This window comes from Bradyrhizobium nitroreducens (assembly GCF_002776695.1).
GTDB lineage: Bacteria > Pseudomonadota > Alphaproteobacteria > Rhizobiales > Xanthobacteraceae > Bradyrhizobium > Bradyrhizobium nitroreducens.
In genome coordinates this window covers 4,534,324-4,551,375 of record NZ_LFJC01000003.1, presented here as the reverse complement: position 1 = coordinate 4,551,375, position 17,052 = coordinate 4,534,324, and the positions used below count along the sequence as shown (strand labels likewise).

The 17,052-nt window shown below is 65.1% G+C and carries 20 protein-coding genes and 1 riboswitch; of the genes, 11 read left to right on the top strand and 9 right to left on the bottom strand.

Annotation, left to right across the window (positions count from 1 at the left end; all coding sequences use genetic code 11):
• Window positions 1-168: 168 nt before the first annotated feature.
• A complete protein-coding gene (locus TSA1_RS21935; protein ID WP_100178150.1) occupies window positions 169-783 on the top strand; it encodes a hypothetical protein in 615 nt (204 codons plus the stop codon).
• A 192-nt stretch (window positions 784-975) separates the two neighbouring features.
• The gene (locus tag TSA1_RS21930; protein WP_174719012.1) at window positions 976-1,929 is read left to right on the top strand and encodes a ribose-phosphate pyrophosphokinase; all 954 of its coding nucleotides are present in this window, start codon (window positions 976-978) and stop codon (window positions 1,927-1,929) included.
• A 173-nt stretch (window positions 1,930-2,102) separates the two neighbouring features.
• On the opposite strand, the gene TSA1_RS21925 is transcribed toward TSA1_RS21930, so the two are convergent.
• Window positions 2,103-2,660, bottom strand: coding sequence for a 6,7-dimethyl-8-ribityllumazine synthase (locus TSA1_RS21925; protein ID WP_100178148.1), 558 nt, complete (start codon window positions 2,658-2,660; stop codon window positions 2,103-2,105).
• A 78-nt stretch (window positions 2,661-2,738) separates the two neighbouring features.
• A riboswitch (FMN riboswitch) is annotated at window positions 2,739-2,897 on the bottom strand.
• Between the two features lie 429 nt (window positions 2,898-3,326).
• On the opposite strand from TSA1_RS21925, the gene TSA1_RS21920 reads away from it, so the two are divergent.
• Window positions 3,327-3,827: a type III secretion system chaperone family protein gene (locus TSA1_RS21920; RefSeq protein ID WP_100178147.1), complete on the top strand. Its 501-nt coding sequence runs from the start codon at window positions 3,327-3,329 to the stop codon at window positions 3,825-3,827.
• Between the two features lie 207 nt (window positions 3,828-4,034).
• Entirely contained in the window at window positions 4,035-4,859 is an 825-nt protein-coding gene (proC, locus tag TSA1_RS21915; protein ID WP_100181273.1) for a pyrroline-5-carboxylate reductase, read from the top strand.
• A 127-nt stretch (window positions 4,860-4,986) separates the two neighbouring features.
• On the opposite strand, the gene TSA1_RS21910 is transcribed toward proC, so the two are convergent.
• The 5 genes from TSA1_RS21910 to TSA1_RS21890 all read right to left on the bottom strand — a co-directional run bounded on the left by TSA1_RS21910 (window position 4,987) and on the right by TSA1_RS21890 (window position 9,279).
• A complete protein-coding gene (locus tag TSA1_RS21910) occupies window positions 4,987-5,382 on the bottom strand; it encodes a thioesterase family protein (protein WP_100178146.1) in 396 nt (131 codons plus the stop codon).
• Between the two features lie 113 nt (window positions 5,383-5,495).
• Window positions 5,496-5,699, bottom strand: a complete 204-nt coding sequence (locus TSA1_RS21905) for a tautomerase family protein (protein ID WP_008144861.1) — start codon at window positions 5,697-5,699, stop codon at window positions 5,496-5,498.
• A gap of 120 nt (window positions 5,700-5,819) precedes the next feature.
• Window positions 5,820-7,340, bottom strand: coding sequence for a histidine--tRNA ligase (hisS, locus tag TSA1_RS21900; protein ID WP_100178145.1), 1,521 nt, complete (start codon window positions 7,338-7,340; stop codon window positions 5,820-5,822).
• Window positions 7,341-7,542: 202 nt separating this feature from the next.
• A complete protein-coding gene (locus tag TSA1_RS21895) occupies window positions 7,543-8,067 on the bottom strand; it encodes a YegJ family protein (RefSeq protein WP_100178144.1) in 525 nt (174 codons plus the stop codon).
• Window positions 8,068-8,196: 129 nt separating this feature from the next.
• Window positions 8,197-9,279: a branched-chain amino acid aminotransferase gene (locus tag TSA1_RS21890; protein ID WP_100178143.1), complete on the bottom strand. Its 1,083-nt coding sequence runs from the start codon at window positions 9,277-9,279 to the stop codon at window positions 8,197-8,199.
• 338 nt (window positions 9,280-9,617) lie between these two features.
• Between TSA1_RS21890 and TSA1_RS21885 the strand changes: the two genes are divergently transcribed.
• Genes TSA1_RS21885 through TSA1_RS21875 form a run of 3 tightly spaced genes read left to right on the top strand, consistent with a single transcriptional unit; the run spans window position 9,618 to window position 12,296 of the window.
• Complete coding sequence (locus TSA1_RS21885; RefSeq protein ID WP_245448388.1) at window positions 9,618-10,160, top strand: MarR family winged helix-turn-helix transcriptional regulator; 543 nt, start codon at window positions 9,618-9,620, stop codon at window positions 10,158-10,160.
• Window positions 10,157-10,888 (top strand): response regulator, encoded by a 732-nt coding sequence (locus TSA1_RS21880; RefSeq protein WP_100178141.1) that lies wholly within the window; start codon window positions 10,157-10,159, stop codon window positions 10,886-10,888. Before TSA1_RS21885 ends, TSA1_RS21880 begins: the two co-directional genes overlap by 4 nt.
• A gap of 19 nt (window positions 10,889-10,907) precedes the next feature.
• Complete coding sequence (locus TSA1_RS21875) at window positions 10,908-12,296, top strand: ATP-binding protein (protein ID WP_100178140.1); 1,389 nt, start codon at window positions 10,908-10,910, stop codon at window positions 12,294-12,296.
• 172 nt (window positions 12,297-12,468) lie between these two features.
• Here the strand turns inward: TSA1_RS21875 and TSA1_RS21870 are convergent, their stop codons facing one another.
• Both TSA1_RS21870 and TSA1_RS21865 read right to left on the bottom strand, forming a co-directional pair.
• Window positions 12,469-12,999, bottom strand: a complete 531-nt coding sequence (locus TSA1_RS21870) for a DUF3617 domain-containing protein (protein WP_100178139.1) — start codon at window positions 12,997-12,999, stop codon at window positions 12,469-12,471.
• Between the two features lie 41 nt (window positions 13,000-13,040).
• Window positions 13,041-13,328 (bottom strand): hypothetical protein, encoded by a 288-nt coding sequence (locus TSA1_RS21865; RefSeq protein WP_100178138.1) that lies wholly within the window; start codon window positions 13,326-13,328, stop codon window positions 13,041-13,043.
• Window positions 13,329-13,513: 185 nt separating this feature from the next.
• Here TSA1_RS21865 and TSA1_RS21860 point away from each other — a divergent pair, with 185 nt between their 5' ends.
• From TSA1_RS21860 to TSA1_RS21845, 4 genes are all read left to right on the top strand, one after another.
• Entirely contained in the window at window positions 13,514-13,975 is a 462-nt protein-coding gene (locus TSA1_RS21860; protein ID WP_100178137.1) for a hypothetical protein, read from the top strand.
• A gap of 119 nt (window positions 13,976-14,094) precedes the next feature.
• Window positions 14,095-14,799, top strand: coding sequence for a ribonuclease T2 family protein (locus TSA1_RS21855; RefSeq protein WP_100178136.1), 705 nt, complete (start codon window positions 14,095-14,097; stop codon window positions 14,797-14,799).
• Window positions 14,800-14,945: 146 nt separating this feature from the next.
• Window positions 14,946-15,806 (top strand): 23S rRNA (adenine(2030)-N(6))-methyltransferase RlmJ, encoded by an 861-nt coding sequence (locus tag TSA1_RS21850; protein WP_100178135.1) that lies wholly within the window; start codon window positions 14,946-14,948, stop codon window positions 15,804-15,806.
• A gap of 270 nt (window positions 15,807-16,076) precedes the next feature.
• Entirely contained in the window at window positions 16,077-16,292 is a 216-nt protein-coding gene (locus TSA1_RS21845) for a cold-shock protein (protein ID WP_008544396.1), read from the top strand.
• A gap of 99 nt (window positions 16,293-16,391) precedes the next feature.
• Here TSA1_RS21845 and TSA1_RS21840 read toward each other — a convergent pair whose 3' ends face one another.
• On the bottom strand, window positions 16,392-17,015 hold the full coding sequence (locus TSA1_RS21840; RefSeq protein WP_174719011.1) for an outer membrane protein: 624 nt from the start codon (window positions 17,013-17,015) through the stop codon (window positions 16,392-16,394).
• Window positions 17,016-17,052: the final 37 nt, after the last annotated feature.

The window sequence follows — 17,052 nt, the reverse complement described above, 5'->3', positions numbered from 1 at the left end:
CTGTCATTCCGGGGCTCGCGAAGCGAGAACCCGGAATCCATCGTGCAGCAATTCAGGCGGCGAAATGGATTCCGGGCTCGCGCCAAGTGGCGCGCCCCGGAATGACGTGTGCTGTGTCGCCCCTGCCCTAGACCTTAATCGATTTTAACGATATCGCTGCCCTCCATAATGAGGGACGCGTCATTCATCCTGGGCCGTGCGGGTACGCGCGTGCTGGCGGCCATGCTGCTGGCGGCATCGGCCGCGCTTGGCGGCTGCGCCGGCGGTGGCGGCGCTGCCAATTCCTACGCGATGGCGCCGAGCACCGGCTCGGGAGCGACGGTCGCCTTCGAATCGATCGACGGGCCGCCGCCGCAGGTGTTCGACCGCATGGTCGGCGTGCTCGACAGCGAATCCAAGCTGCGCAGCCTGTCCGTGGTCTCCCGCGAGGGGACGGCTGCCTATCGCGTGCGCAGCTATCTCTCGGCTCAGGTCGTACGCGGCAAGACCGTGATCGCCTGGGTCTGGGACGTCTACGACGCCAACCAGCAGCGCGCGCTGCGCCTGGCCGGGGAGGAACCGACCTCGGCCAAGGGCGGCCGCGATCCCTGGAACGCCGCCGACGACCTCGTGCTGCGCAAGATCGCCCAGGCCGGATTCAGCGGACTTTCCAACATGATCAACGGAACGCCGGATGCACCGGGCACTGCGCCTGGCCTGCGGGGACCGGCTGTGGCGAGCGTCGCTCCGATCGCACCCGCACCCGAGATGCCGGCCACGGCACTCGGCTATGCCGAGCGATAACCCCCGCTAAACCACGGCCTCAAGTTGCGGCCAAGCCGTTGGCCCGACTCAGGATTTTCGAAGGGAAAACGTAGCCTCCCGGGTTGCCATCGCAGCCCTCGGCCTGATATTTCCTCGCCCGTCGTAACCGTGCTTCCAGTGGGATCTGAGATGTTGAACGTCGTATCCAGCAAAGCGCGGGAGGAAGCATCCATGTCGGGCAAGAACGGCTCCATCAAGCTCGTCGCCGGCAACTCCAATCCGGCTCTCGCCCAGGCCATCGCGCAAGGGCTCGACCTGCCGCTGACCAAGGCGGTGGTCCGGCGCTTCGCCGACATGGAGATCTTCGTCGAGATCCAGGAGAACGTCCGCGGCTCGGATGCCTTCATCATCCAGTCGACCTCGTTCCCGGCGAACGACCATCTGATGGAATTGCTGATCATCACCGACGCGCTGCGCCGCTCCTCGGCGCGCCGCATCACCGCGGTGCTGCCCTATTTCGGCTACGCCCGGCAGGACCGCAAATCGGGCTCGCGCACGCCGATCTCGGCCAAGCTGGTCGCCAATCTGATCACGCAGGCCGGCGTCGACCGCGTCATGACGCTCGACCTGCACGCCGGCCAGATCCAGGGCTTCTTCGACATCCCGACCGACAATCTCTACGCGGCGCCGCTGATGGTGCGCGACATCAAGGACAAGTTCGACCTCTCCAAGACGATGGTGATCTCGCCCGACGTCGGCGGCGTGGCGCGCGCGCGCGGCCTCGCCAAGCGCATCAACACCCCGCTCGCCATCGTCGACAAGCGCCGCGAGCGCGCGGGCGAATCCGAGGTCATGAACGTGATCGGCGACGTCGCCGGCTACACCTGCATCCTGATCGACGACATCGTGGACTCCGGCGGCACGCTGGTGAACGCGGCCGACGCGCTGATCGCCAAGGGCGCCAAGGACGTCTACGCCTACATCACCCACGGCGTGCTCTCCGGCGGCGCGGCCGCCCGCATCACGAACTCCCGGCTGAAGGAGCTCGTGATCACCGATTCGATCCTGCCGACGGAAGCGGTGACCAAGGCGCCGAACATCCGCACCCTGCCGATCGCCAGCCTGATCTCGGATGCGATCGCGCGCACGGCGGCCGAAGAATCGGTGTCGAGCCTGTTCGACTGACGCTTCTTCGCCTCTCCCCGCTTGCGGGGAGAGGCCGGATTGCATCGCAGATGCAATCCGGGTGAGGGGGACTCTCCGCGAGTCAAACGCTCACCGTCCCCGTGGAAGCTCCCCCTCACCCCACCCTCTCCCCGCAAGCGGGGCGAGGGAGTGCGCGGTCCTTCCGCCCCTTACTACCCCACGATCCCCGCGGCGACCTGGCCGCGCAGGCGCTCCAGGCCGAGCAGCGTCTCGGCACAGGCAGCGGCGACCTCGACGCCCTTGATCGCAAAATGCTTGCGGAAGAAGTCGTAATGCACCTCGGTCTCGTGGAATTGCTGCGGCGTCAGCACGGCCGAGAACACCGGCACCTCGGTGCGCAGCTGCACGTCCATCAGCGCCTTGATCACGGTGTCGGCGACGAACTCGTGGCGGTAGATGCCGCCGTCGACGACGAGGCCGGCCGCGACGATCGCGGTGTAGCGCCGCGTCTTGGCGAGGACCTGCGCGTGCAGCGGGATCTCGAACGAGCCCGGCACCTCGAACACGTCGACATGGGTGAGATGCCGCGCCTCGGCTTCCTTGATGAAGGCGATACGGGCTTCCTCGACCACGTCGCGGTGCCAGCAGGCCTGCACGAAAGCCACCCGCTGCGGCTTTGCGAAGCGCGGGTGCTCGCTCGCGGGTCCTTTGGGAACCGGCGGTTGGGGGAATTCAGTTTCGGCTTGGGTATCTTGCAACATCTGATTCATGGCTTTCCTCGGTTTAAGGACCAGAATCAGGGCACACGGAACGACAAACAGCCGCATCCTCACGATGCGTCCGCCACCGACCGTTCTCTTTCATCCGGACTTTAACCGTCGGCTTCGGAGTTGCACCGAATCTGCTGACCCTTCCCTTCGGCAAAGACCTCGGGGAAGGCGCTCGCGGGCTTGGGCCTTTCGGCCCTTACCGCCGGTGGGGACTTTCACCCCGCCCTGAGAACATCGGCCGTCCGGAATGAACGGCCTGACAGGAAATATGCAGCCGGCGAGCCGGCGCGGCAAGCGCGTTCCGCATGGGCAAATCGCATGGTCCCATGCCCGGGCGGCGGTTCGGCCCTCGCACGGCGGAATTAACGGTTGGCGCCGGCTGGCGTTTTCGATTCTGATTTGTTCTTCCTGTTAAGAATTGTGGCGGAGATGAGCTGTGGACGAACGAGTCCTGGCTTGTGGACGGACTCGGGACCCCGTTGCGCAGATTCCGCAAATCACATCACTTGATCCGCGACAGGCCCGCGCTGATCCGAGGGATCGCAAGACCCCGAGGAGATCGCAAAGGCGACTCCGAGGGGACGCCGTAGCGACGTTTAGGGAGCGTGCGCCGGGCCCAACCGTGTGCGTATCAAAGACAACAAGAAGGCAAGAGGTCGAGACGGCATGTCCCTGCTCGAAGGCACTATCGATTCCAGAAGCCATCCGCTCGCGGTGGTCGAGGATATCGCTGCCAGCAACAACTGGCCGTTCGAACGCTCCGGCGAAGACGAACTCACGATTGTCTCGAAGGGACAATGGACCGACTACCAGCTCTCCTTCACCTGGATGGGCGAGATCGAGGCGCTGCATCTGGCCTGCGCCTTCGACATGAAGATTCCGCTCGCGCGCCGCGGCGAGGTGCAGCGGCTCGTCGCCGCGGTCAACGAGCAGCTATGGGTCGGCCATTTCGATCTGTGGACCAACAGCGGAATGGTCATGCATCGCCAGGCCCTGGTGCTGCCGGGCGGGCTGACCGCCTCGACCGCGCAATGCGAAGCCATGCTGGCCGGCGCCATCCACGCCTGCGAGCGCTATTTCCCGGCGTTCCAGTTCGTGGTCTGGGCCGGCAAGACCACCGCGCAAGCCATGGACGCGGCGATGTTCGACACGGTCGGAGAGGCGTAAGGATCCTCGCGCCGCAATAGAGCCGACGCTCCCCTCCCCACGTCATCCCGGACAAGCGCGCTCAAAGCGCGCGCAGATCCGGGATCCATACCGCGTGATTTCGCTTGTGGCACGCGACTTGTTGCCAACACCTCCATCCACTAGAACCACTCATGGTTATGGATCCCCGCCTTCGCGGGGATGACGCCTGAGTGTGTGGCAACGGCGATGGCAAACAATCCCCTCCAAGACATCACGGGCACCATCCTGCTCGCCGGCGCCGGCAAGATGGGCGGCGCGATGCTCACCGGATGGCTTGCGGGCGGGCTTGATCCGCGCCGCGTCGCCGTGGTCGATCCGCATCTGTCGCCCGAGATCACCGCGCTCGCGGCCAAGGGCGTGGCGCTCAATCCCGATGTGACGGCGGCCGGCAAGGTCGAGACGCTGGTCGTCGCGGTGAAACCGCAGATGTTCCGCGAGGCCGGCGCCAAATTGAAAGCGTTCGTCTCGGACCAGACCTCTGTGGTCTCGATCATGGCTGGAACCACGATCGCATCGCTCGAGGAGGTCTGCGGCGGAGCCGTGGTACGCGCGATGCCGAACACGCCGGCCGCGATCGGCCGCGGCATCACCGTCGCCGTCGCAGCGAACAACGTCAGCGCGGTGCAGCGCGCGGTGGCCGATGCGCTGCTGCGCGCGACCGGCTCGGTCGAATGGGTCGAGGATGAAAGCCTGATGGACGCGGTCACCGCCGTGTCCGGCTCGGGGCCAGCCTATGTGTTCCTGCTCGCCGAGGAACTCGCCCGCGCCGGCGTCGAGGCGGGCTTGCCCGAGACGCTGGCGACCAAGCTTGCGCGCGAAACCGTTGCGGGCTCCGGCGAGCTGCTGCACCGGTCGGAGCTTCCTTCCGCCACGCTGCGCCAGAACGTCACCTCGCCCGGCGGCACCACCGCCGCAGCGCTCGGCGTGCTGATGGGCGAGCCGGGCCTGCGCGAGTTGATGATCCGCGCGGTCGCAGCGGCGACCAAGCGCTCGAAGGAATTGGCGAAGTAGTTGATCCTCATGGTGAAGAGGCGCGAAGCGCCGTCTCTAACCATGAAAGGCCCGGCTCTCGCCCGCGGCCATCCTTCGAGACGACCGCTGCGCGGTCTCCTCAGGATCGGGGCAGAGCAAGCAGAAGCTACGTCGCGCCCAGCCGCTTGTTGAACATCTCGACATTGACGAGCCCGCGCGCGTGGCGGCCCTCGCCGAGTTTGCGCGCGCCCTCGAACGCCTCGACCTCGAAGCGGATGACGCGGCGCTCCACCGCGACCACCGTCGCGGTGGTCCGCACCGTCGCGCCGACAAGGGCGGCTGCGAGATGGCGGATATCGACCTCGGTCCCGACGGTGACCCAGCCCGGCTGAAGCGCCGAGCGGATCGCATCGCCCGACGTCATCTCCATCTCCAGGATCATCATCGGCGTCGCGTACACAAAAGGCATGCCGGGCACGAAATGCCCGACCGTGCGCTCAGCCGGCACCACCAGCGTGCGCTCGGCGCTCATGCCGATCTCGATGAAGTCGCGTGCGTCCATGGTGCCTGCTCGTCATTCCGGGGCGCGCGAAGCGCGAACCCGGAATCCGGAGATTGTCGATCGAGATTCCGGGTTCAGCCCTGAACGGGCTGCCCCGGAATGACGCTAACGCGTCACTTCTTCGCCGCGGCCGCGCGCTCCACAAACGTCTTGCCGCCCTTCATCTTGTGGCGGAGCGGGGCTTCGTTGATCTGGATGACGACGGCATCGGCATCGACACCGAGATTCTTCACCAGTGCCTGGGTGATGTCGCGCATCATGCCGGCCTTCTGCTCGTCGGTGCGGCCCTCGGCCATGCTGACGGTGATCTCAGGCATCGTTATCTCCCTGCTGCTTCAATGTTTCCTGCTTCGTCATTGCCGGGCTTGCCCCGCCAATCCATCATTTTGAAGATGGATGCGCGGGTCAAGCCCGCGCATGACAAGCGGGGCGAATGGCTATCCCCACCTTACGTCATGGCGGGCCAGGACCTCGCGCACCTTCGCGACGAGATCGGCTTCGCTGCACGAGAATTGTGCCGGCCGGCTCTCGCGCCATTCCTGGTTGGAGGCGATTGCGGCCGCTGCCTTCGCGCCCTCGATCAGATCCTTGACCTGCACCTCCCCGCGCGCCTTTTCGTCCGAGCCCTGGATGATCACGCAAGGCGAGTTGCGGCGGTCGGCATATTTGAGCTGGTTGCCCATGTTCTTGGGATTGCCCAGATAGAGCTCGGCGCGGATGCCGGCGGCGCGCAAGGATGCCACCATCTTCTGGTAGTCGGCGACGCGGTCGCGGTCGAACACGGTGACGACGACGGGGCCGAATTCGGGCCGCGTGTCGAGCTTGCCGAGCAGCGTCAGCGCGGCCTGCAAGCGAGAGACCCCGATCGAAAAACCGGTCGCCGGCACCGGCTCGCCACGGAAGCGCGAGACGAGACCGTCATAACGTCCGCCACCACCGACAGAGCCGAAGCGCACCGGCCGGCCCTTTTCGTCCTTGGTCTCGAGCAGGAGTTCGACCTCATAGACGGGGCCGGTGTAATATTCGAGGCCGCGCACGACGGAGGGATCGATCTTGATGCGATCGGCACCGTAGCCCGACGCCGTGACCAGCTTTGCGATTTCTTCCAGTTCACTTACGCCGGCCTGACCGACTTCGCTCTTGGCGAGGTACGTTTCAGCGGCAGCAATTGCGTCTTTCCAATCGTCCCGCGGCTTGGTGATGGCGAGAACGACATCAGCTTCAGCGGCACTCAGATTGGCCCCCTTGGTGAAGTCGCCCTTGCCTTCCTCGCCACCGTCCCATCGGCCGGGGCCGAGCAGCTTGCGCACCTCGTCGGCGGAAAATTTGTCGAGCTTGTCGATCGCGCGCAGCACGATCAGCCTGCGGCCTGCGTTCTCCTCGCCGCCGAGTCCGATCGCTTCCAGCACGCCGTCGAGCACCTTGCGGTTGTTCACCTTCACGACATAGGAGCCGCGCGCGATGCCGAGCGCCTCCATCGTGTCGGCCGCCATCATGCAGATCTCGGCATCCGCCGCGGGCGTTGCCGAGCCGACCGTGTCGGCATCGAACTGCATGAACTGGCGGAAGCGCCCGGGGCCGGGCTTCTCGTTGCGGAAGACGTAGCCGACGCGGTAGCTGCGATAGGGCAGGACCAGCGCGTCGGTGCCGTAGCGCTCGCCGACATAGCGCGCCAGCGGCGCGGTCAAATCGTAGCGCAGGCTGATCCACTGCTCGTCGTCGTCCTGGAACGAGAACACGCCCTCGTTCGGACGATCCTGGTCGGGCAGGAATTTTCCGAGCGCGTCCGTGTATTCCATCGCCGGCGTCTCGACGGGCTCGAACCCGTAGAGTTCGTAGACGGCGCGGATCTTCTCGACCATCTCGCGCGTCGCCCGGATCGCTGAGGGGTCGCGATCCTCGAGCCCGCGCGGCAGGCGCGCCTTCAGTTTCTGGGGTTTTTTGGGTTTCTCGGCCATGCGGGCGTTTACCAGCCGGGGCGCAAGGCGGCAACCGTTCTTGCCCTCTCCCCTTGTGGGAGAGGGTGGCTCGCCGCGTAGCGGCGAGCCGGGTGAGGGGTTCTCTCCGCGAATTCAACTCACATTTGAACTCGTGGAGCCAACCCCTCATCCGGCGCTTCGCGCCACCTTCTCCCACAAGGGGAGAAGGGAAGAAAGCGCCCTACGGCTGCTCCATCCGCGCCCGGAGCGCATCGGCATCCGCCTTGGGTAGCGATTTCAGCGTCGGCTTGATGGTCTCGCCGCCGACGATCTTGCCGTTGCGCATGAACATCCAGTCCGAGATGTCGGCTTCAGCGAACTCGACCTTGTCGCCTGCCCGCTTGCCCGGCAGGTCCCGTGGCTGGTTGGCGAAGAAGCCCGAATAGCCTCCGTTCTGCAGCTTCTTCACCTCGGCGATCCAGATGTGCTCGCCCCCTTTGCGGGTATGAAAGCGCACCTTCAGGGAATGGCCTTCCTCCGACGGCTTTGGCGCTTCATAGGAAGCCCAGAAGGTCGGCAGCGTGCCGCGGGCGCGCGCGATCGCGGCATTCATTTCGGGATCGGTGGTGCGCACGTCGACGATCGGCGAGCGGTCTTGTGCGGCCACCTCATGCGTGGGGCCGATGGTCAGGATGCCGAAAACGGAAACGCCGGTGATGGCGGCGAGAACCACCCATTTCATGGGTTGGGAGAGCTTTGTTGCCATGAGCGCGATGTCCAGGATGCTTGTTGTGTCCTGGCTTTGTCGCGTAGTCGTGGCGAGGAGTTCACAGCGCAAAAGTCCACAAACATTGCGCTTTCTCCCTCTCCCCGGGTACGGGGAGAGGGAGAAATCTCAAAACACCTTGCGGATCCAGTTGTGCGGATCGTTGGTGCGGCCGTACTGGATGTCGACGAGCTGCTTGCGCAGCCCCATGGCGACGGGACCGGCGGCGCCGCCCGAGATCTCGAAATCGCCGCTCACCGAACGCACCTTGCCGATCGGCGAGATCACGGCGGCGGTGCCGCAGGCGAAGGCTTCCTTCAGCCGGCCCGAGGCCGCATCCTTGCGCCACTGGTCGAGCGAGTACGGCTCCTCGCGCACGGTCTTGCCGGCATCCCTGGCGAGCGTGATGATGGAGTCGCGAGTGATGCCGGGCAGGATCGTGCCGAGCGGCGGCGTCGAGAGCGAGCCGTCGTCGAACACGAAGAACACGTTCATGCCGCCGAGCTCCTCGATATAGCGGCGCTCGATCGCGTCGAGGAAGACGACCTGATCGCAGCCATGCTGGATCGCTTCGGCCTGAGCGCGCAGGCTCGCCGCATAATTGCCGCCGCACTTGACCGCGCCGGTGCCGCCGACCGCGGCGCGCGTGTAATTCTCGGACACCCAGATCGACACCGGCGCAGGCCCGCCCTTGAAGTAGGATCCCACAGGCGAAGCGATGACTGCAAAAATGTATTCGGACGACGGTTTGACGCCGAGGAAGGTCTCGCTCGCGATCATGAAAGGCCGCAGGTAAAGGCTGCCCTCGCCGCCGGGCATCCAGGCGCGGTCGATCTTCACGACCTGCTCGACCGCCTCGATGAAGACGTCCTCGGGCAGCTGCGCCATCGCCATGCGATCGGCGGAGTCCTTGAAGCGCCGCGCATTGGCATCGGGGCGGAACAGGTTCACGCCGCCGTCGTCACGCTTGTAGGCCTTGAGGCCCTCGAAAATCTCCTGGGCGTAGTGCAGGACCGCGCCGGCCGGATCCATCGGGAAATTGGCGCGTGCCTCGATCTTCGCCTCGTACCAGCCGCCCTTGGCCTGGTTGTAGCGGACGATCGCCATGTGATCGGTGAAGACCCGCCCGAAGCCGGGGTCCACCAGCTTGGCCACGCGGTCCTTCTCGGGGGTCGGGTTAGATGCGGGCTGGATGTCGAATTTCATGCTCATGTCCTTGCCTCCCGCTGCCGATGGCGGCGCTGTTCTGGCGCCCGCCTGCCCCGATTGGGCCCGGCTGGCTTGATTAGATTGCTGGCCGAACCACCGCCAGCCTTGTTACGGCCGGTTTCCGTGACCAGCATGTCGGGCAGGACATGCTTTTGCGGAAGGCGGAAGTCCAGTATGTTTTGCCGAAATGCCGCTCGACAATCGCACGGTAGATCTGATCCGGCCGTCGTTACCTGTCCGGCTTTCTCCGGCCGCCCTGCTTCGATGCCACCCGACGCGATACGATCTAAAATTTCGTGCGGGTCGATCGTTTTGTAACATTGAACCCAAGATACGTCAATATGCCTGACATAAATTTCGCAACGTCCTCTCACGACGCCGCCGGGCCCGGTTCGGCCGCAGGCGATGGAGGCAATTTGCGCTGGGATATCATCGAGCTGCTGTTCTTCGCCTACCGCGATTTCGTCGGTGATCCCGACCAGGAGCTGGAAGCCTTCGGCTTCGGCCGGGCTCATCACCGGGTCATGCACTTCGTCTACCGCTATCCCGGTCTCAAGGTCGCCGACCTGCTCGACGTCCTGCGCATCACCAAGCAGTCGCTCGGCCGCGTGCTCAAGCAGCTCCTGGACGAGGGCTACATCGTGCAGAAGACCGGCGACAACGACCGCCGCCAGCGCCTGCTCTACGCAACGCCGAAGGGTGAGGAGCTGGTGCAGAAGCTCGCCGGTCTGCAGACCACGCGCATCACCAAGGCGCTCGCCGAGATGAGCCCGCAGGATGCCGAGACCGTCAAGCGCTTCCTGCGCGCGATGATCGACCGCGACGATCCGGACAAGGTGCTCGCGACGATCTTCGCCAACGTCAACCACGACACCAAGGAGTGACCGTGCCACTCGCTGCCACTCTCGCCCGCCCCCCGGCGCGCCCCGCCGATGACGCGCCGCATCTGCTGCTGGTCGACGACGACCGCCGCATCCGCGATCTGCTCTCGCGCTTCCTCGCGGCCGAAGGCTACCGCGTCACCACCGCCGCGAGCGCCGGCGATGCACGCTCGAAATTGCTGGGTCTGCATTTCGACCTGTTGATCCTCGACGTGATGATGCCGGGCGAGACCGGCTTCGATCTCGCCCGCTTCATCCGGACATCCTCCTCGGTGCCGATCGTGATGCTGACGGCGCGGCACGAGGCGGAGGCCCGCATCGAGGGCCTGCAGATCGGCGCCGACGACTACGTCGCAAAGCCGTTCGAGCCGCGCGAGCTGGCGCTGCGCATCAACAACATCCTCAAGCGCGCCGCCCCGCCGCCGCAAGCCGCGGCGGTCGAGAAGATCGTCTTCGGTCCCTACATCTACCATCTCGATCGCGGCGAGCTGCGCCAGGGCGAGGAGGTCATCCACCTCACCGACCGCGAGCGCGAGATGCTGCGCATTCTCTCGGAGACGCCGGGCGAGACCGTGCCGCGTAGCGCGCTGACCGGCAATGGCAGCGTCAACGAGCGCGCCGTGGACGTGCAGATCAATCGCCTCCGGCGCAAGATCGAGACCGACCCCGCCAATCCGCTGTTCCTCCAGGCGGTGCGCGGCATCGGCTACCGGCTGGTGGCCTCGCCATAACGCAAGTGAAGCGCGCCAGATGAGCACGATCGATACCGGCCTGACGCTTCTGAAGAGCGCCGCCGGCCGCGTCTCCGCCGCCAATGGCTGGATGGGCAACGCGTTCAAGGGCTGGATGCCGACCGGCCTCTACGCCCGCGCGCTCCTCATCATGATCGTGCCGATGGTGATCCTGCAATCGGTCGTCGCCTTCGTGTTCATGGAGCGGCACTGGAACACGGTGACGCGCCGCCTCTCGGCCGCGGTGGTGCAGGACATTGCCGCGCTGATCGACGTCTACAAGGGCTATCCACAAGACAAGGATCGCGACCAGATCCGCCGCATCGCGCAGCAGCGCCTCGGCCTCGTGGTCGACTTCCTGCCGGCGGGCGACATGCCGCCGCCGGGACCGAAGCCGTTCTTCTCACTGCTCGACCAGACGCTGTCGGTGCAGCTCGGCCGCCAGATCGGGCGCTCGTTCTGGATCGACACGGTCGGGCGCTCCAATCTCGTCGAGATCCGGATCCAGCTCGACGATGCCGTGATGCGCGTGTTCGCGCAGCGCAGCGCCGCTTATGCCTCGAATTCCGAGATCTTCCTGTTCTGGATGGTCGGCACGTCGTCGATCCTCCTCATCGTCGCGGTGCTGTTCCTGCGCAACCAGATCAAGCCGATCCTGCGCCTCGCCGACGCCGCCGAGAGCTTCGGCAAGGGCCGCGAGGCGCCGAACTTCAGACCGCGCGGCGCGCGCGAGGTGCGGCGGGCGTCGGTCGCCTTCCTCGAGATGAAATCGCGCATCGAGCGCACCATGGAGCAGCGCACCGCGATGCTCGCCGGCGTCAGTCACGATTTGCGCACCATCCTGACCCGCTTCAAGCTCGAGCTGGCGCTGATCGGCGACAGCCCGGAACTCGACGGCATGCGCAAGGACGTCGACGAGATGTCGATGATGCTGGAGGATTACCTCGCCTTTGCGCGCGGCGATTCCGGCGAACAGTCGCAGCCGACCGACATGGCGCAGGCGCTCGAGGAGCTGCGCGGCGATGCCGAGCGCCACGGCCATGCCGCGACCGTCGCCTTCCACGGCCTGCCCGTGGTGACGGTGAAGCCGGCCTCGTTCAAGCGCTGCCTCGCCAACCTCGTCACCAACGCGGCACGCTACGGCAAGAGCATCGCCATCACCGGCCAGCGCGATCACCGTTATTTGACCGTCACGGTCGACGACGACGGACCCGGCATTCCCATGCATTTGCGCGAAGAAGTGTTCAAGCCGTTCCTGCGGCTGGACAACGCCCGCAACCAGGACGAAGGCGGCACGGGCCTCGGCCTTGCCATCGCCCGCGACATCGCCCGCTCGCATGGCGGCGACATCACGCTCGGCGACAGCCCGATGGGGGGATTGCGGGCGAGCGTGAGGATACCGGTGTAGATGCTTCTTTACCTCGCCCTGCTTGCGGGGAGAGGTCGGATCGCTCTTGCGATCCGGGTGAGGGGGTACAGGTTTCACGACGATCGCACGTGCGGAGAGATGCCCCTCACCCCAACCCTCTCCCCGTAAGAACGGGGCGAGGGAGCGCACCGGTTTCGCGGCAACGACAAACCTACTTCGGCAGCAGCGCCTTCAGCTTGTCCATGTCGCGCACGTTCATCTTGAAGCCGCCGGGCATCACGATATCGCCGGGCTTCTGATCGGGCTTGCAGGCCCCGAGCCACTTCGCTTCGAGCTGCATCGTCGTGTCCCGGCCCGCCGCACCGGCCGCGCCGCCCTGCGCGTGCGAGGTGGTCTTCACCGTATAGGCCGAGTTGAAATCGCCGGTGATCTCGGCGTGCGAGGTCGTGCTGATGCCAGCGACGCTGCACTCGGAATCGCTGACATAGCCGGTCGCGGTCTTCTTGACGTCCTGCTTGGCGCAGATCTGCTTGGCCATCGGCGAGACGTTGTTGCTCATCTCCTTGTCGACGGTCTCGTCGGTGCAATGCTGCATGGTCATCTCGGGCATCGGCGTGCCGGTCCTGACCATCTTCAATTCCCAAAGGCCGGCCTTGCGCACCGGCAGGTCGTCGGCACTGGCCACGCCAGCCGACACCACGAGGCAAAGCGTCGAGCCGAGCAAAGCGAGTTTGCGCGTCATGCGAGAAGCTCCCGGCTGAGATGCGGCGTTACGAAAAAGCCTCAGTAGAGCGTGCGGATCGGCTGCTCGGCGGCGCCATAGGGCACCCAGCGGCAGGAGAACGAGATGTAGCCGCCCTCATAAGCCTGCACGGCCAGGAACTTGACCACCTTGCCGTAGCGCGCGCAATGATCGACCGCGACCTGCCGGGCATCGACCTGGGTGGCCATCGAATAGGCGATGATGCCGCCGGTGTCGTTGCCCTTGAACGGCGGGACGTAGTCGGCGCGCGCCGACTGGCTCGCCACCATACCCAGGGCGAGAAAGCCCGCGGCCGCAATGATTCGCATTCCCGTCACTCCAATTGGCTGACCGCCAGTTTACGGTGCCAGACTCGAAGTGGAAAGAACCGAAGCCCTGCCGACCGCGACGTTGTGGTCAACTCCTGGCGAAGTGTTGCCGCGCTGCACTTGACCTCCCCCGACCTTCGCGGCACCGTCCAGCCCTTGCAAGACTTTAGCCGTCCGGATTGAACATGCGCGCCCCCTCCCCGAAATCGCTCCGCTATGCCGCCGTGCTCGGCCTGTTGTTCGGAGCGATGTCGCTCAGTGAGGCCAGGGCCGCCAACCCGCTGGAAATGAACTTCTGGCTGAGCGGGCCGCGCTACGACGGGGCCGTCGCCGATTGTGACAGGGCGCTGCCGACGATCGCCACCCAGTTCTGGGAAAAGGAAAGCACGTTCTGGAATTCCTCGTTGAAGATTACCGGCTTCTCCGCCGTGCGCGAGACCGCATTCCGGCCCTGGCAATCCGACAACATTCCGCGCCGCTATTGCACCGCTGACGCCATGCTCAATGACGGCAAGGTGCGCAAAGTGCACTTCTCGCTCATCGAGGATGGTGGATTCGCCGGCTACGGCAACGGCGTCGAGTGGTGCGTCGTCGGGCTCGACCGCAACTGGGCCTATAATCCGGCCTGCCGCGCCGCCAAACCCTAATTCGAACAGCCCTGATTCGGGTTTATCAGACGCCCGGCGACTGCCGCCCGAATTTTGTTCTTGAAATGTTCTTATCGCCTGCTAGGCTTTCCTGCACAGTCTAGTTGAGGGGCGTCGTCATGTTTCATTCCAGATTGCATTCGTTCTCCCGCCTCGTGATCTCGCTGGCCCTTTCCCTGCTCCTTGCCGCGGGCCTCGCCGCGTTCGCCGGGGATGCAAAGGCCCAGGACAAGCGGCAGAACGCGCCGGGCGAATTCGACTTCTATGTGCTGTCGCTGTCGTGGTCGCCCTCGTTCTGCGAGGAGGCAGCCGAGCGCGGCGGCCGCTCCCAGATCCAGTGCGGCGGACGGCCCTATGCCTTCGTGGTGCACGGGCTGTGGCCGCAATATGAGAACGGCTTCCCGGAATATTGCCAGCGGCCCGCGCCGCGGCTGAACCGCAATATCGTCTCCTCGATGCTCGATTTGATGCCGGCGCCGGGCCTGATCTTCAACGAATGGGACAAGCACGGCACGTGCTCAGGCCTCGAAGGCCGCGGCTATTTCGAGACGATCCGCAAAGCACGCGCTGCGATCAAGATTCCGGCCGAATATCTCGATCTGTCGCAGGCCAAGACCGTGGCGCCGGCGGAGGTGGAGGAAGCCTTCATCAAGGCCAATCCGGGGCTGAGCAATGCCGCCGTCTCGGTCACCTGCAACCGGACCAGGCTCTCCGAGGTCCGCATCTGCCTCAGCAAGGACCTGCAATTCCGCGCCTGCGAGGAAACCGACCGCCGCGCCTGTCGCCGCGAGCAGGTAACGATGCCGCCGATCAGGGGCGGTTAGAACCCAGCCTATCCGTCGTCATGCCCGGGCTTGTCCCGGGCATCCACGTACATGGCGCCGTGCATCTAGACGTGGATGGCCGGGACAAGCCCGGCCATGACGAGTAGAAAGAGCTGCGCATTCTCATACGAGCCGCAGATCTTCTTATGAACTACCGCCACGCCTTCCACGCCGGCAACTTCGCCGATGTCATCAAGCACATCGTGCTGGCGCGCATCATCACCTATCTGCAGGACAAGCCGGGGGCGTTCCGCGTCATCGACACCCATGCCGGGGCCGGCCTCTACGATCTCGACAGCGACGAGGCGCGCCGCAGCGGCGAATGGCTGACCGGCATCGCGCGGCTGATGCAGGCCCGCCTGTCGAACGAGAGCGCGGCGCTGGCCAAGCCCTATCTCGACATCGTCCGCGCCTTCAATCCGAAGGGAGAGCTCAAGGCCTATCCCGGCTCGCCGCTGATCGCGCGCGGCCTGCTCAGGCCGCAGGACCGGCTCGTCGCCTGCGAGCTCGAGCCGAAGGCGCGGAAAACGCTGATCGGCGTTCTGCGCCACGACGAACAGGCCCGCGTGGTCGATCTCGACGGCTGGGTGGCGCTGCCCGCCTTCGTGCCACCGAAGGAGCGGCGCGGCCTCGTGCTGATCGATCCGCCGTTCGAGGCCAAGGACGAGTTCGAGCGGCTGGGCGAAGCCTTCTCGGCGGCCTTCGCGAAATGGCCGACCGGCATCTATCTCATCTGGTATCCGGCCAAGAGCCGGCGCGCCACCGACATGCTGGCCCAGACCGTGGCGCGGCTCGCAGCTGCAGCAAAACCACCGGGAAAATGTCTGCGCCTCGAGTTCAGCGTCGCCCCCCAGCTCGAAGGCGGGGCGCTGGCCTCCACCGGGCTGCTGATCGTCAATCCGCCCTACACGTTGCAGGGCGAACTCAAGACGATCCTGCCCGAGCTGGAAATGCCGCTCGGCCAGGGCGGTGCTGCCAGATTCCGATTGGAAGTGCCCAAGCCTTAGAGCCAAGAAGCCGTAACACTCCGGCATTCTTGGGAAAAATATGCAGGAGCGGTAGTCAATCTGCAGAGAACCGTATTATGCTGTTTCCGTGACTGGCTTTACGTTCCGCTTCCGCGAATGGTTGCGGCGGAGTGAAGGCCTAAGAAAGATCCGGCCGGACCGCCAGCGGTCCGCCCAAGGATGGCCAGCTCTCCCGGGCTCCGTGAAGCCCGGTCATGTCGCGACGTGCGTCTGCGTCGCGACGGAGGAGCAATGAGGGGGAGTTTCCCGATGGCCATGACGGGAACGGTCAAGTTTTTCAACGGCGAACGCGGCTACGGTTTCATCAAGCCTGACGACGGTGGTCGCGACGTCTTCGTGCATATTACAGCTGTGGAGCGGGCGGGACTGAAGGACCTTGCCGAAGGACAGCGCATTACTTTCGAAGTCGAACCCGACAAGAAGGGGAAGGGACCGAAGGCGGTCAATCTCGTCATCCTCTCCTAGCGGGCCTGACGCACGACACTTCGGCGCAATATTTCGCGCAAAAAAATCCCGGCCGCGAGCGGCCGGGAGGTTGTTGTCCGGTAGTTTCTTCTTCAGCTATCAGAAGCGATAGTTCACGCCTGCGCGCACGACGCTGGCGCTATAGCCGTTTGACACGCCCGTAATTGCGAACTGACTGGTCGACAGATCGATGTAGAGATATTCCAGCTTGGCGCTCCAGTTCGGAGTGAGGCCCACTTCCGCGCCCGCGCCGATGGTCCAGCCCGCGGTCGTATGCGATTCCGACCAGCCGAAGGTCTGCGCGCGTAGCTCGCCGAAGGCGAGGCCCGCGGTGCCGTAGAACAGCACATTGCTGAAGGCATAGCCGGCGCGGCCGCGCAGGGTGCCGAACCACGGATTGGAGAATTTCCACGGCGCGAAGGTATCGTCGGCCCCGGCGGCCTGGATGTCGCCTTCGACGCCGAACACGAACGGGCCGTTCTGGAAATTGTAGCCGGCCTGCACGCCGCCGACGAAGCCCGAGGGCTTGGAGGGATTGTTGTCGACCGAGCCCCATTCGTAGCCGATGTTGCCGCCGAGATAAGGACCGGCCCAGCTATACGCATTGAGCGGCTGATTGACGGTGTAGGGGGCACGCTGCCCGTAATTGAGATCGGCGGCCTCTGCCGAAGCTGTCCAGCCGGCTGCAACCAACGCGGCCGCGCCCACAACGAGCCTCTTCATCACTTAACTCCAACGCAACTGCCGTCCCCGCGATGCC

Coding starts and splice junctions, on each gene's coding strand:
- TSA1_RS21935 (WP_100178150.1), top strand. CDS start 169: ATGAGGGACGCGTCATTCATCCTGGGCCGTGCGGGTACGCGCGTGCTG.
- TSA1_RS21930 (WP_174719012.1), top strand. CDS start 976: ATGTCGGGCAAGAACGGCTCCATCAAGCTCGTCGCCGGCAACTCCAAT.
- TSA1_RS21925 (WP_100178148.1), bottom strand. CDS start 2,660: ATGAATCAGATGTTGCAAGATACCCAAGCCGAAACTGAATTCCCCCAA.
- TSA1_RS21920 (WP_100178147.1), top strand. CDS start 3,327: ATGTCCCTGCTCGAAGGCACTATCGATTCCAGAAGCCATCCGCTCGCG.
- proC (WP_100181273.1), top strand. CDS start 4,035: ATGGCAAACAATCCCCTCCAAGACATCACGGGCACCATCCTGCTCGCC.
- TSA1_RS21910 (WP_100178146.1), bottom strand. CDS start 5,382: ATGGACGCACGCGACTTCATCGAGATCGGCATGAGCGCCGAGCGCACG.
- TSA1_RS21905 (WP_008144861.1), bottom strand. CDS start 5,699: ATGCCTGAGATCACCGTCAGCATGGCCGAGGGCCGCACCGACGAGCAG.
- hisS (WP_100178145.1), bottom strand. CDS start 7,340: ATGGCCGAGAAACCCAAAAAACCCCAGAAACTGAAGGCGCGCCTGCCG.
- TSA1_RS21895 (WP_100178144.1), bottom strand. CDS start 8,067: ATGGCAACAAAGCTCTCCCAACCCATGAAATGGGTGGTTCTCGCCGCC.
- TSA1_RS21890 (WP_100178143.1), bottom strand. CDS start 9,279: ATGAGCATGAAATTCGACATCCAGCCCGCATCTAACCCGACCCCCGAG.
- TSA1_RS21885 (WP_245448388.1), top strand. CDS start 9,618: ATGCCTGACATAAATTTCGCAACGTCCTCTCACGACGCCGCCGGGCCC.
- TSA1_RS21875 (WP_100178140.1), top strand. CDS start 10,908: ATGAGCACGATCGATACCGGCCTGACGCTTCTGAAGAGCGCCGCCGGC.
- TSA1_RS21870 (WP_100178139.1), bottom strand. CDS start 12,999: ATGACGCGCAAACTCGCTTTGCTCGGCTCGACGCTTTGCCTCGTGGTG.
- TSA1_RS21865 (WP_100178138.1), bottom strand. CDS start 13,328: ATGCGAATCATTGCGGCCGCGGGCTTTCTCGCCCTGGGTATGGTGGCG.
- TSA1_RS21860 (WP_100178137.1), top strand. CDS start 13,514: ATGCGCGCCCCCTCCCCGAAATCGCTCCGCTATGCCGCCGTGCTCGGC.
- TSA1_RS21855 (WP_100178136.1), top strand. CDS start 14,095: ATGTTTCATTCCAGATTGCATTCGTTCTCCCGCCTCGTGATCTCGCTG.
- TSA1_RS21850 (WP_100178135.1), top strand. CDS start 14,946: ATGAACTACCGCCACGCCTTCCACGCCGGCAACTTCGCCGATGTCATC.
- TSA1_RS21845 (WP_008544396.1), top strand. CDS start 16,077: ATGGCCATGACGGGAACGGTCAAGTTTTTCAACGGCGAACGCGGCTAC.
- TSA1_RS21840 (WP_174719011.1), bottom strand. CDS start 17,015: ATGAAGAGGCTCGTTGTGGGCGCGGCCGCGTTGGTTGCAGCCGGCTGG.